Origin of the sequence: Acinetobacter sp. YH12108, from assembly GCF_013419055.1 — a bacterium.
Taxonomy (GTDB): Bacteria; Pseudomonadota; Gammaproteobacteria; order Pseudomonadales; family Moraxellaceae; genus Acinetobacter.
Genome location: NZ_VPAW01000003.1, coordinates 62,208 through 75,254 on the forward strand (window position 1 = coordinate 62,208; position 13,047 = coordinate 75,254).

Here is a 13,047-nt window from a genome sequence, read left to right on the forward strand (position 1 = left end):
GATAGCTTATGCCGAAAATTTGAAATACAGCCCTTGCAACTTCAATAAAAATCTCTATACTCTGTTCCTGTAATGGTAGCCCTGCCGGTTACTTCGCAATTGTACTCTATGAACCCCGCCAGGACCGGAAGGTAGCAACGGTAGTAGATCTATGATGTGCCGGAGCTTTGCTGGTAGGGTTGCCACCAGATTTATAATTATAAAATTTCTCTATTCTCTCTTTATTTTTCAATCTTAATCTTCATTGTTTTCCCTTTCTTTAATGTTTACTTTTAAATTTCTATCTAATGCCGCTTCCTTGGATACTTGAATTGTTTGGAACATTGAAATTCAATCATGAAAATAGATTATCTTAATTTGAGCTTTTGAAAGCTTTTTGCTGTTTGAGATTAATTGTAATAAGGGAAACTATTTAAGCAGGATGGCAAAGAGGAAAATAAAAAATAGCCTAAGCATATTTTTCACAAATACAAAAGAATTAATCTTCGGCCTTGCGGCTAATCGCTTTCATGATCGCATCCATTTCAAAACCACGATACATTAGAAAACGGATCTGTTTGGCTTTAAGTTTTGGGTCTTTCGTCACTTCTGGACCATATTTTCTAAGCTTCAGTTCATAAGCCTGTTGTACCCAGTCCGTTTCTTTTAGTTCTTCACTGATCAGGGCAGTATCAATTTTTTTGCTTTTCAGCTTCATTTTAATCTGATTGGGACCTTTGCCTTTACGCTTTTGGCTCGATAACATGATTTCAGCGACACGCTGGTCGCTCTGATAATTTTCTCTAGATAGTTCCTCAACCAAAGTGACCACTTCATTACGATCTTCTGCATAAAGCGCCAGTTTCTCAATGAGTTCAGCTTTGGAGTATTCTTTACGAGTTAGTACAGCAAAGGCATAAGAACGCAAACGGGTGCCGGTTAGACCGGGTTTCTTCTGCTCTTTATCGGAGTTACCAAATAAGCTGTCTTCCGGATCAAATTCTGGCAAAGTCTGTGACTCAATAGGTGCAGGAGTGACTGAGTCTTCAGCATCACCAAACTGCTGTTTAATCGCGTCATAGTCCAAAAGTTTGCTGAATTTTGCGTCTGACATATTGATCTCGATAAAAATATCTATTCCATAATAACAAAAACGCCCCGTAGGGCGCTCTGTTATGACGTTCAAGGATTATGCATCCAGAAAGTCTGCTGGTTCTTCTTCGTCTTTATCTTCGACTACTTTGCCTGTAGTAAGCAGTTGCTCACGGATCAGTTTTTCAATAGTATCCGCCAGCTCTTTGTGTTCTTCCAGATAACGGATGGTATTGTTCTTACCTTGGCCAATCTTGTCGCCTTGATATGAATACCATGCACCCGCTTTCTGAACAATTTCTTGCTGTACTGCAAGGTCAATCAGTTCACCAAGATGGTTAACACCTTTACCATACAGAATCTGGAACAGAGCTTCTCTGAATGGAGGTGCCATTTTATTTTTCACAACTTTGACTTTGGTTTCAGAACCTACAATCTCATCGCCTTCTTTTACCTGACCGATACGGCGAATATCCAGACGTACCGAAGCGTAGAATTTAAGTGCATTACCACCAGTAGTCGTTTCTGGGCTACCGAACATTACACCAATCTTCATACGGATCTGGTTAATGAAGATCACCATACAGTTTGAACGCTTGGCATTACCGGTAATTTTACGCAGTGCCTGGCTCATCAAACGTGCTTGCAGACCCATATGTGAGTCACCCATTTCACCTTCAATCTCGGCACGAGGCGTCAATGCAGCAACAGAGTCGACTACGATCAGGTCAATCGCACCGGAACGCACCAGCATGTCAGCGATTTCAAGTGCCTGTTCACCGTTGTCTGGTTGAGAAACCAGCAGGTTATCAATATCTACACCGAGTTTACGGGCATATTGAGGATCAAGCGCGTGCTCGGCATCGATGAATGCACATGTACCACCAGCTTTTTGACATTCAGCAATCGCTTGCAATGTCATTGTGGTCTTACCTGAAGATTCAGGACCATAAATCTCGATAATACGGCCTTTCGGTAAACCACCAATACCGAGTGCAATATCAAGCGTTAAAGAGCCTGTAGATACAGCTTCAACTGCTTGCACGGTATTGTCACCAAGACGCATCACTGTGTTTTTACCAAACTGTTTTTCAATCTGGCTTAAGGCAGCATTGAGCGCCTTGTTTTTATTCTCATCCATCTTACAACCTCAATACGATGTCACAAACTTAGTACTCAAGTGGATGTCTTACATTAGAGCTTCGTTCCACAGGAATATAGTGACAGAAATTTCCCTTGTGTTCTATAAAATCCAGCAGTGTTACGACACATGCTGACGCTTGAATTTAATCATCATTATATGACCAATGTTGATCAAAGTTCTGACTATTTTCATTCTTGAATCGACTGATGTCTCGACGTTCTTTTTTGCTTGGCCGATGATCGGGACGCGCTAGATTATGCAACTTTCTTTGTGATGCAATCAATTCCCGGCGAGCGATACTGACTTCAGTTTCTTCATACAGTTTCTGTGCCACAGGTGCAGGACCACGAACATCAGAAAGTTCTTTTACAACTACGGTTTTTTTGTCGATACCTTGCTGAATCGTCAACTCCATACCCACACGGACTTCGCGAGATACTTTTACACGCTCACCATTATGATGGACTTTACCGCCCTCAATAGCATTCTTGGCAATGGAACGGGTTTTAAAAAAACGTGCCGCCCACAGCCATTTATCTATACGCATGCCTACCGCATCTTCGGGTAAAGACGATTTACGCATATTGCTTGTTTACCTCAGACTGATTTAAATGAGTGATTAAATCTGTTAATTGGTGCAGCATCGGGTAATTGCAAGTCTGGCGTGCAACTTTACTGGAAGAAGGTTGCTGGATGCAGAACAGGTTCTGGATGCCATAAGCCTTGGCGCCATTCAGGACTTTTTCGGTATCATCAATAAAATAGACCTGCTCAGGATCAAAGGGGTGCAAAGCATTCAGACCTTGCCAGAATTCTACAAATTCCTTGGCATGTCCAATGCTTTCCGAGCTGACAATGACATTGAAATAATCTTTGAGATTCAGATGATCCAGTTTGAAGGCGAGTCCTGCACAGTCGGCATTGGTGGCAAGCCAGATCGGATAGCCATTATTTTTAAGATAATCGAGTAATTCCAGGCAATAAGGGCGTAAGCTAACTTTATCTTTATGCTCAATTTGCATGGCCAGAACATCGACTTCGACTTTAGCCGTCCAGAAGCGAGAAGAGTACCAGTTTAGGGTATGATTATGTTGCTGATAGAATGCATAAAGCGTTTCGCGGCTCTGTTCCAGACTACAGCCATGTGTTTCAGCATAACGGACCGGTAATAACTCGTTCCAGATGAAATCATCGTAGGCAAGATCAAGTAAAGTTCCGTCCATATCAAAAATGACAGGCGGTTTTTCTGAGCAATTCGACATATAAGGTTTTCTATGTTTAAAGCGACAATAGCACCACAAGATCCGATGATTTTGCAGTTTGTGCCCATTTTGACACAGGCCTGTGAAATTTTGCGAGAAGAATATCAGCGTTATTGTTCAGGTGCTGCGTTTGATATTGTCAAGAAAAGTGATGATTCTCCTGTGACCCAGGCAGACTATCGGGTGAATAGTTATTTAACCCAAGCTTTAGCGGAAATCTCAGAATTGCCTTTATTGTCAGAAGAGGGGCAGCAGGATCAGCGTCATGCCTGGACAGATTTCTGGTTACTAGATCCTTTGGATGGCACCAAAGAGTTTTTGCATCAGCGCCCCGAATTCACGATTAATCTCAGTCTGGTCAGAGGCAGTCTGACTACTTTTGCCATTTTGGCGGTTCCTGCACAGCAGCTAATTTATTTCTGTCCTGAAGAAGGCTTGCCGATTAAATACGATATTCAGAATCAGGCATGGTTTAACTATGAGGCAGCTACCGATCATCAGGATGTCTTTGTCGGTCTGAGTCAGAGCAGTCAGCAAAAGCCAAAATATGTCGAGTATCTGCAAAGTCTGGCTAAACTTAGCGCGTACACCGAGTTCAAGGCAGGAAGTGCCTATAAATTCTGCATGATTCTTGAAGACCGGGTAGATATTTATCCGCGTTTCCATCCAACCTCTGAGTGGGATACCAGTGCCGGTCAATGCATGCTTGAGCGGATTGGTGGAGGGTTGGTTGATCTGGAAGGTCGGCCATTCATCTACAATCAGCGCAAGACCTTACTGAATGGCGGGTTTATCGCCTATAAGAATGAAGCCATGAAAGCACTGGCTTTACAGGCACTGGCAGACATGCAAGACAATGATTGAGCTCATAGCCGTTCATGGTATAGTGAGGAAGATTCCGTTGATAGATCAGTTGGCAAGATTGTGGCATTAAAACTGCTTCCACCAAGTATGCTCAGTGCAATAGATTTATTGCCTGATACCAAGACACCTGTGACTCTGTTTACGCGGCATTCTCTGCGTGAAGATGTCGCTGGTCAGGGACTGGCAGGTTATGATTTGCAGTTGACGCCGCAAGGACGTGATCTGGCGCAGGAATGGGGCGCTTATCTGGTCAATCAGACAGATCGGCATATTCAGCATTGTATATCGAGTCCGATTCAGCGCTGCGTAGATACCGCAGCATTGATGATCGAAGGGGCAGATGCAACGGATAAAGCACCGCATACCCATAAGATTGAAATCGTGGAACAGGGTTTGCTAGTTGAGCCAGGCAGCTTTGTACTGGATATTCAAAAAGCAGGGCCATATTTCAAAAAACAGGGGGCATTGGGCTTTATCAATAGCTTCGTCAATAATGCCTTGCCCGGAATGAAACATCCCATTAATGGCGTAGTGGATGTACTGGAATTAATTTACAACACTCATCCGAAAACGCTGTATGGACTCAGTCTGGCGGTCAGTCATGACACCATTCTGGCAGCGATGATTGCAGTGATGTCTGGGCATCAGGAAGTCAGTCGTGAAGACTGGCCGAAAATGATGGAAGGTCTGTTTGTCTGGTTTGAAGGCGATGTATTTGAGGAATCTAAACTAAAATGGATCTGGCGTGGCAAAGTGCATGAGCTGGATATTTCCCAATTTCAGAATACCGAATTAAAGGTCAATAAATAATTCAAAGGCTCAATCATTTAGGTTGAGCTTTTTACATTTATCGTATGAAAGTGAAATAGAGTAATGATGAAATATCACTATGCTGATATTTAAACCAATTTTGGAAGCATAGGAGTTATCATGAAAATAATCACAATTTTAAGTCTGGTCGTTATGCTGGGATTAACTGCCTGTCAGCGTGATACAGACAATGCGCAGCAAGATCAAACCACAACACCTCATTCTATGGATAAGGATGAATAATGTATTCTATTTTTATTTGAATAGAAGATTTCTATAACTAGGATTAGATACTTTCTGGTATTCATCATTCTTTATTGTTGATTTGGTATTAAATTTCAGGCACAAAAAAAGCCCTAAAAGGGCTTCTTTTGATTTGCGATTAGTTAGAAGCTAATGCTTTAACTTGCGCGTTCAAACGGCTCTTATGACGAGCTGCTTTATTTTTATGGATGATACCTTTGTCAGCCATACGGTCGATTACTGGAACAGCTTTTTTGTAAGCTTCAGTAGCAACAGCATAGTCGCCAGCAGCAATAGCAGCTACTGTACGTTTAAGATATGTACGAACCATAGAACGCAAGCTTGCGTTGTGTTTGCGTGCTTTAACGTTTTGACGAGCACGTTTTTTTGCTTGAGCAGAGTTTGCCACTCGTGCACTCCTTGAAATAGATTGGTCTGGGCGGGCTGAAACTCAACTGAAAACCACATCAGAAGAACTATCACCAGCCCGTAAACAAGTGCCATATTTTGAGGAAACTATGGGCTTAAGTCAAGTCTTGACATGCTTTGACAACATTTTAGTTGCAGAAAAATTCTAAAGAAAACGTTAGATTAGTATCTAAGCAGGGAGATCGTACAAAAAATGACTAAAACCATTACATATCCTATCGTGATTGGCGCTACAGGCTTGGTCGGAAAGACTTTGGTACAACAGCTGGTAAATGAACCTAGTTGTAAGCGTATTAGCGTCATCGTGCGTAAACATCAACCAGAATTTGAACAGTGGCACAAGGTCAAGCAGGTGGTCGTTGAGGATTTCTTAATGCTCAATGATCAGGATGTCAGTGGCCATACTCATGCCTTTAGCTGTCTGGGTACCACGCTAAAGAAAGCCGGCTCCAAAGAAGCTTTTTATAATACCGATTACACCATCAACGCCCATTTTGCCGAACTGGTGCAGCAAACGGATGCTCATTATCTGTTGATTAGTGCGATGGGTGCCAATTCAAAATCCAGACTGTTCTATAACCGGGTAAAGGGTGAATTAGAGGATTATATCCAGAGCTTGTCTCTGGAGCGTATCAGCTTGTTCCGTCCGTCTTTATTGATTGGCGAGCGGGATCATCAGCGTTTACTGGAAGATGCGGCACAGAACCTGTTTGACAAGTTTTCGCATTTCATCCCCGATTCTTTTAAATACAAGCCAGTGACAGCAGAGCAGGTGGCTCATACTATGGTATATGCAGCACTGAATCAGACTGTGAAATTTGAAATTTATGATAATTTAGCCATACAAAAAATGAAATGAGGGTAAAAAATCGTGTCCAGCGTACCATTTGTAACTTGTGACCTGCTTGATGACAATCCGGATAAAGACCTGCAGGTAGTCACCCCATGCCTGGATGGCAAATTCTTTAGAAGCTATGGTGCACGTAAAAGCTTTGGCGGCCAGATTGTGACCGTAAAATGCTTTGAAGATAACTCTCGCGTAAAAGAGTTATTGGCGACAGATGGTACCGGCAAGGTTCTGGTTGTAGATGGTGGTGCTTCGATGCGTTGTGCATTGATGGGTGACCTGATTGCTGAGTCTGCGGTGAAAAACCACTGGAATGGTGTAATTATCTACGGCTGTGTCCGTGATGTCGATGCGATTGCTGAGCTTGATCTTGGTGTACATGCTTTAGCTTCTATTCCTCAAAAGAGCAACCGTAAGGGGATTGGTGAGGTAGATGTGCCGCTTTATTTTGGTGGCGTGACCTTTAAATCAGGCGAGTATGTCTATGCTGATAACAACGGCATTGTCCTGTCCAAAGAGCAACTGGTGGACTAATTCCGGTTATTGAAAATATACAAAAACAAGCTATACCGTGGAAGTCAGGCAGTTTAGATTGCTGCTTTCACGGTTTGAAAATAATAAAGAGGACAGACGATATGTTAGGCCATCAGATTAAAGTAGCACAGGCATTGGCATCCGCATTTCTGGAAGGTGGACGTGGTACGACCGGGACACCATTTCCGAATCAGCCTGAAAAGCCTCTCAAGCTTTATGAATATGAAGGATCACCATTTTGTCGTCGTGTTCGTGAGGTGATGACTTTACTGAACCTCGATTATGAAGTGTATCCGTGCCCACGAGGCGGTAAACGCTTTCGTCCCGAAGTAAAACAGCAAGGAGGCAAACTTCAGTTTCCATTTTTAGTAGATGAAAATACGGGAGATAAGCTATACGAATCTCAGGATATTATTCATCACCTGTTTAAGCATTATGGCAAGACAGGTAAGACTCCAGCCAAATATTCAAATTATCCAAAAGTGCCGGTTGCTGCCATTGCAGGTACGATGGTGAATGGTCTACGTGGTGGCATGGCTAAACCGTTGTCGAAGAATAGCCCTGCGCCTGAACAGCTTCTTGAGCTGTGGGGCTTTGAAGCCAGTCCATATACCCGTATTGTCCGTGGCGTATTGTCTGAACTGGAAATCCCTTACATCTATCATAATGTGGCAAAAGAACGTTGGCAGGATCAAGGTCTGGCAAAACTGCGTTTAAAACCGGGGAAATATGAACCTTTACCGGGTGGTAAGCGTGAACAGGTCTTAAAAGTAATGGGAGATAATATTCAGGTTCCTTATCTCGTTGACCCAAATACCAATACAAAAATGTTTGAGTCCAAAGATATTGTGGAGTATTTGAAGCAGCAATATGGTCCTGAGAAGAAAAGCGAAAAATAAACTGCTCCTAATATTTGGAAGATAAAAAATTGCCATCTGAAAATAGATGGCATTTTTATGGTTTATAAATTTAAATTTTCCAAGAACAAGAACTCTGCTTTCAAAATTATTCATACTTAGAGCTACTCACAATAAAGTTAAAAAAACTCATGATTTTTCTTCTTTTTTTGTTTATATTTTAATTTCAATGGGGTAATAAGAATAACGATAAGGGGTGTGCTTATGACAGCACAAGACGCCGTACTACCGGTACCTGTATTAATTGTTGAAGACGAATATGTCATTCAGTGCCGTTTAAAAAATATTTTGAAGGATCTGGGATATAGTGATGAGGTATTGCTGTTCGCCAATAATGTCAGGGAAGCCGAATATCTTCTGCAACAAGAACCGTTCTGTTTAGCACTGATTGATCTTGGACTGCCAGATGGAAATGGCATTTCCATTATTGAAAAAATACATGAGCTCGGTTCACAAACCTTAATACTAGTGGTATCTGCCTGGAGCACTCAGGATAGCTTGTTAAAAGCAATTAAGGCGGGAGCAACCGGTTATGTACTCAAGGAACGCGATGATACAGAAGTGAGTCTCGCAATTCGTAGTATTTTGCGTGGCGGTGCACCCATTGATCCTTTTATTGCACGGGAAATTCTCAAGCAGATTTCCAGTTCAGAGCCATCTTCCTCTTTGGAGCAGATCGTACTTGATCCTGAACAGGAAAGCTTGACTCAACGGGAAAAAGAAATTCTTTCATTGGTGGCACAGGGGCTCAGCAATCGTGAAATTGCTGATGAACTCTGCGTGTCACGTTATACCGTTGAAAGTCATATCAAGCATATTTACCGCAAACTCTCTGTTAACAAGCGGACCAAAGCAGTCAGCACCGCCCGGCATTTAGGTATTCTTTAGTGCGAATGCTGTCTGTTAGCAAGATGTTTGGGCAAAGACTAAGGCTCTTCGCTCTATTAATGATAGGGAGCTGGCTGAGCCTATTCTCTTGCATCAGCTTGGCACAGAATAATTTTCAGATTAACGAGCTTTGTCAGGTGAACATTGAACAGCAACAAAAAGTTCAAGTCCCAAGTCATCTCGAAATTCCGGATGCGGGCTGGCAACCTGTGACATTACCGGATAACTGGAAAAATAACTGGCCGAAATATAATGGGGGTGCCTGGTATAAAATTCGCTGGGGTTGGTCTTGTCAGGACAATATACGTCTCGCTGAACCCATTGTTTTTGGTATTGATTATCTGAACTCTGCTGGAGCTGTTTTCCTGAATGATGATCTGCTGTGGTCGGATCAAAACCTGCAAGAGCCTTTGTCTAAAAGCTGGAATGTACCACGTTACTGGATTTTGCCCATTGCGGGCTTGAAGCAGACAGACAATGAACTGCTGATTTATGTACGAGGCTATAGTTTCCAGGGTGCAGGGCTTGGCAGAATTGAATTTCACAACATCATGGCCAATGACCAGCATTACTCAAAAAAGATCTGGGATCGCCGTACGCTCTTTCAGATCAATATGATTCTATCCGGTACGATTGGAGTCATTAGCCTGATTATCTGGCTATTCCGACGTTCAGAAACCACTTTTGGCTGGCTGGCGTTGAGTTCATTATTGTGGATTCTGTTTATCTCCAATGTATTAACCACAGAGAATTTTCCTTTTCCCTCCAGTATATGGGCCGGTAAAGCCAATCTGATTTTCTTTATCCTCTATATGCACTGTTTTTGTCTGTATCTAATTCGGTTCTTGAAGCAGAAATTTCAGCGTTTGGAGCGGGGACTTATCGGGGTGACTGCTTTATTCAGTCTATTCATCATAGCCAGTTCTTTAGATCATTTAGAAGCAGTGCTCAGTGTTGCTTTTGTCTGCTATGTGCTGCTTTATATTAGTTGTGTCATCTATGTTAGCTACTGGGCAATTAAAACTCGAAATGGCGAATATCTGTTTCTGATGCTTTGTCTGTGGGGAATTTTGCTGTGTGTCATTATAGATCTGATCATTCTGGGTCAAACGGCGGTTAGTGAATTCTCACCTTTATCACCTTATACATCACCGATTATTATCCTGTTTGTCGTGCTAATTATGGGGACACGACTGAATCGTAATATTAAAAAAATCGAAAAATTTAATACGCAGCTGGAATCAAAAGTACGGCAAGTCAGTGCAGATCTAAATAAAAGCCTGAGTGATCAGCATAAGCTGGAACTGGATAATGTGCGTTTGCAGGAACGGATTAATCTGTCACATGAACTGCATGATGGACTAGGTGGCTCGATTGTGCGTTCCATGATTCTGGTGGATCAAAGTACCGAAAATATTTCTAACCGGCAGTTCTTATCTATGCTGAAGCTGCTTAGGGATGACCTGCGTCAAATTATCGATAGCGGTTCTTCTATTGACAATAAAGTGCCTGAAACGCCAGTGATCTGGATTGCGCCAGTACGTTACCGATTTACTCAATTACTGGAAGAAATGGATATCGCCGTAGACTGGTCATTTCCTAAAGTCTGGCAGCGTGAACCTACTGCTTTGCAATGTCTGACCCTGATTCGTGTAGTAGAAGAGAGTCTGACCAATATTATCAAGCATAGCCAGGCGACAAAGGTGAGTGTGAGTATGGAATATACACAGCCACATCAATTGACTTTAAAAATTCAAGACAATGGGGTCGGCTTTAATCCAGAGATGGTGCAGAAAAATGGTATGAGTATTGGCATGCGCAGTATGAAAATGCGCATTGAACGCATGGGTGGAATGCTGGATATTCAGTCTGCGAAAGGTGATACCTGCGTACACGTGGTGATGGAACTCTATCAGCCTTAATCATCTCAAAATTATCCAGACATAAAAAAGAGGATCATATGATCCTCTTTTTTATAGATTTAAATGACCAAGATATAAAAACTTATTCTTCTTCAGCCCGTGGCACTAGCATCAGTACAGAATCATTCAATAGCTCAGCAACATCCTCCAGCATATCTTCGTCAGCGAAACCTTCATCCAGTAAGACACGCTCACCATCAGCAATCTGCTTCAGTTTTGCAGTAAATGCTTCTGAAATACAGATTCCTTCACCATTGGCCCAGAACAAGGTTTCACCGTCTTCTTCTGTATAGAGCAGGCGTGAAGCGGGTTCAAGCATCAGGCTATAGCCCTGATCAAGTGCTTCTTCCAGATCACCTGTGCCAATTTCTTCAGCCTCCGGAATATTCTCTTCATATTTCGGTTCTGACATCAAGCTCATGATGGCGTCTTCAAGCACATTGGAGTTATGCAACTGCTCCATGATTTTGCCTTTCAGATATTCAAGTTCATTGCCTGTGACTTCACCCGCAGCGCTAATTTGATCACGAATAATGTCAGTCAATGGATTGCGTAAGACCTCATTTTCCGAAAATTTATCGCCTACACGGTCCATCATGTCACTGACATTTGGCATACGGAAACCAAAAGAGAAAGTCAGACAGTCATCTTCTGCTACGCCGTAGTGGGAAAGGCCGGGTGGAACATACAGCAAATCACCGGGTGCAAGGACTTCATCAAAATTCACATCCATTTCTGGCAATAATTTTAATGGCTGCCCCGGTACAAGTTCGGTCTCGGCATCACACATTTGCCCCAGTTGCCAGCGGCGATGACCATAGCCTTGAACTAGAAAAACATCATAAAAGTCGAAATGTTGACCGACTGAACCACCTTGAGGCGCATAAGACACCATGATGTCATCACGACGCCATTGAGGGATAAAAGCAAACTTTCTCCAGAGTTCAGACAGGTCGAACGAATAGTGATCCACAGCCTGAACCAGCAAAGTCCAGAGCTTAGGCATCTTCTGGAAGTCAGCTTTTAATAAAGGGGATGTCTTGACCGACCACTGATTTGGATCACGATCTTTCTGCTTGATCAGACGTGCAGTGACATTTTCTTCAAGTGCCAGCTCCATTACATCATCAGGCTCTAGCAGGCCTGCGATTTCAGGCATGGCATTACGTACCAGCAGCGGTTTTTTCTGCCAGTATTCGGCAAGGAATTGTTCAGCGGTAATACCGCCTAAAACGTCTAGAGGTAGGGACATTATTAAGACTGCATAAAAATTTGCAGGTATTTTCTCTTGAGTAAGCTTATGGTGCAAGCTGGATCATGTGAAATAGATTTTTATTGCACCTTAAGAGATGAAATCTAAGCCGTAATACTCTGTTTAAGGGAAATATTATTACAACTTTTTGTTACAAATTGGGGAAGTGTGATATATCCCTTAAAAATTAAATTCAAGATTTGAGTTTTTATTTCTGAAAAGAGTTAATCAAAAGGTCTCAGTAAAAATATATTTTTTTAATAAAGTGAAAAAGAATGTAATTAAAAAGTGTGAACTGCATCAATAAATAGGTGAAAAGAATAGTGTGTTTGACATAAAAACAACAATCGTACAATTTTGCAACATTGGGGAAATATAGATTGGAAAAATAATGCAAACACTTCAAATTATTAATAAGTTAAGCCGAGAACAAACAAAATTAGAGGCAACTAATGTTCAGCTTGATGCTATTTCAATTGTAAAAGCCAAAATTAATAAGCTCGATGTTGTCGAGTTATTACAAGAGGGCAATACCCTAATTGTGGTCCTTACAAATGGCGAAAGACTGGTCATTGAAAACTTTTATGTCAGTAATGAAGATGGACTCACATCTGACATTGTATTTGAAGAAGACGATGGAGGATTGTACTGGTTTGATCAGGTCGCGAAACAGTACAAGCAGATTCCAGACATCGAAGTATTATTACCTTCATCTTCCGATAGTATGGGGCTTTTACCCTGGATTGCGGGTGGCGCAGCGCTAGTAGGTGGAATTGCAGCTGCCGCTAGCGGTGGCTCTAGTGGTGGAAGCCCATCTAATCCTGGTTCAGAACTTGAATCAAATGTTCCTGTGACTCCGACTGC

The 13,047-nt window shown here is 42.2% G+C and carries 15 protein-coding genes and 1 other RNA gene; 10 read left to right on the forward strand and 6 right to left on the reverse strand.

Going from position 1 to position 13,047, the window contains the following annotated elements; genetic code table 11:
• Positions 1-82 precede the first annotated feature (82 nt).
• Positions 83-179, forward strand: an RNA gene (ffs, locus tag FTU46_RS02925) — signal recognition particle sRNA small type.
• A 299-nt stretch (positions 180-478) separates the two neighbouring features.
• Here the strand turns inward: ffs and FTU46_RS02930 are convergent.
• The 4 genes from FTU46_RS02930 to FTU46_RS02945 all read right to left on the reverse strand — a co-directional run bounded on the left by FTU46_RS02930 (position 479) and on the right by FTU46_RS02945 (position 3,477).
• The gene (locus FTU46_RS02930; RefSeq protein ID WP_180104302.1) at positions 479-1,093 is read right to left on the reverse strand and encodes a regulatory protein RecX; all 615 of its coding nucleotides are present in this window, start codon (positions 1,091-1,093) and stop codon (positions 479-481) included.
• A 75-nt stretch (positions 1,094-1,168) separates the two neighbouring features.
• A complete protein-coding gene (gene recA / locus FTU46_RS02935; protein WP_004786150.1) occupies positions 1,169-2,212 on the reverse strand; it encodes a recombinase RecA in 1,044 nt (347 codons plus the stop codon).
• Between the two features lie 145 nt (positions 2,213-2,357).
• Entirely contained in the window at positions 2,358-2,798 is a 441-nt protein-coding gene (locus FTU46_RS02940; protein WP_180104303.1) for an RNA-binding S4 domain-containing protein, read from the reverse strand.
• The gene (locus tag FTU46_RS02945; protein WP_004786146.1) at positions 2,791-3,477 is read right to left on the reverse strand and encodes an HAD hydrolase-like protein; all 687 of its coding nucleotides are present in this window, start codon (positions 3,475-3,477) and stop codon (positions 2,791-2,793) included. The genes FTU46_RS02940 and FTU46_RS02945 overlap by 8 nt, the downstream gene beginning before the upstream one ends.
• Positions 3,478-3,489: 12 nt before the next feature.
• Between FTU46_RS02945 and FTU46_RS02950 the strand changes: the two genes are divergently transcribed.
• From FTU46_RS02950 to FTU46_RS16660, 3 genes are all read left to right on the forward strand, one after another.
• Positions 3,490-4,341, forward strand: coding sequence for a 3'(2'),5'-bisphosphate nucleotidase CysQ (locus tag FTU46_RS02950; protein WP_180104304.1), 852 nt, complete (start codon positions 3,490-3,492; stop codon positions 4,339-4,341).
• Between the two features lie 60 nt (positions 4,342-4,401).
• On the forward strand, positions 4,402-5,151 hold the full coding sequence (locus FTU46_RS02955) for a histidine phosphatase family protein (protein WP_104426195.1): 750 nt from the start codon (positions 4,402-4,404) through the stop codon (positions 5,149-5,151).
• A gap of 120 nt (positions 5,152-5,271) precedes the next feature.
• Positions 5,272-5,394 (forward strand): hypothetical protein, encoded by a 123-nt coding sequence (locus tag FTU46_RS16660; RefSeq protein WP_004786141.1) that lies wholly within the window; start codon positions 5,272-5,274, stop codon positions 5,392-5,394.
• A 139-nt stretch (positions 5,395-5,533) separates the two neighbouring features.
• Here the strand turns inward: FTU46_RS16660 and rpsT are convergent, their stop codons facing one another.
• On the reverse strand, positions 5,534-5,803 hold the full coding sequence (rpsT, locus tag FTU46_RS02960; RefSeq protein WP_004786139.1) for a 30S ribosomal protein S20: 270 nt from the start codon (positions 5,801-5,803) through the stop codon (positions 5,534-5,536).
• Between the two features lie 213 nt (positions 5,804-6,016).
• Here rpsT and FTU46_RS02965 point away from each other — a divergent pair, with 213 nt between their 5' ends.
• The 5 genes from FTU46_RS02965 (at position 6,017) to FTU46_RS02985 (ending at position 10,931) form a co-directional block, all read left to right on the forward strand.
• A complete protein-coding gene (locus FTU46_RS02965; RefSeq protein WP_005235308.1) occupies positions 6,017-6,682 on the forward strand; it encodes an NAD-dependent epimerase/dehydratase family protein in 666 nt (221 codons plus the stop codon).
• Positions 6,683-6,694: 12 nt separating this feature from the next.
• Positions 6,695-7,204 (forward strand): ribonuclease E activity regulator RraA, encoded by a 510-nt coding sequence (rraA, locus tag FTU46_RS02970; RefSeq protein WP_180104305.1) that lies wholly within the window; start codon positions 6,695-6,697, stop codon positions 7,202-7,204.
• Between the two features lie 101 nt (positions 7,205-7,305).
• Positions 7,306-8,103 (forward strand): glutathione S-transferase N-terminal domain-containing protein, encoded by a 798-nt coding sequence (locus FTU46_RS02975; protein ID WP_180104306.1) that lies wholly within the window; start codon positions 7,306-7,308, stop codon positions 8,101-8,103.
• A gap of 222 nt (positions 8,104-8,325) precedes the next feature.
• Positions 8,326-9,009, forward strand: a complete 684-nt coding sequence (locus FTU46_RS02980) for a response regulator transcription factor (protein WP_180104307.1) — start codon at positions 8,326-8,328, stop codon at positions 9,007-9,009.
• 59 nt (positions 9,010-9,068) lie between these two features.
• Positions 9,069-10,931, forward strand: coding sequence for an ATP-binding protein (locus tag FTU46_RS02985; RefSeq protein WP_180104308.1), 1,863 nt, complete (start codon positions 9,069-9,071; stop codon positions 10,929-10,931).
• Positions 10,932-11,013: 82 nt separating this feature from the next.
• On the opposite strand, the gene FTU46_RS02990 is transcribed toward FTU46_RS02985, so the two are convergent.
• Positions 11,014-12,183: a cupin domain-containing protein gene (locus tag FTU46_RS02990; protein WP_180104309.1), complete on the reverse strand. Its 1,170-nt coding sequence runs from the start codon at positions 12,181-12,183 to the stop codon at positions 11,014-11,016.
• Between the two features lie 391 nt (positions 12,184-12,574).
• On the opposite strand from FTU46_RS02990, the gene FTU46_RS02995 reads away from it, so the two are divergent.
• A partial coding sequence (locus FTU46_RS02995) for a BapA prefix-like domain-containing protein (protein ID WP_180104310.1) occupies positions 12,575-13,047 on the forward strand: 473 nt, incomplete at its 3' end.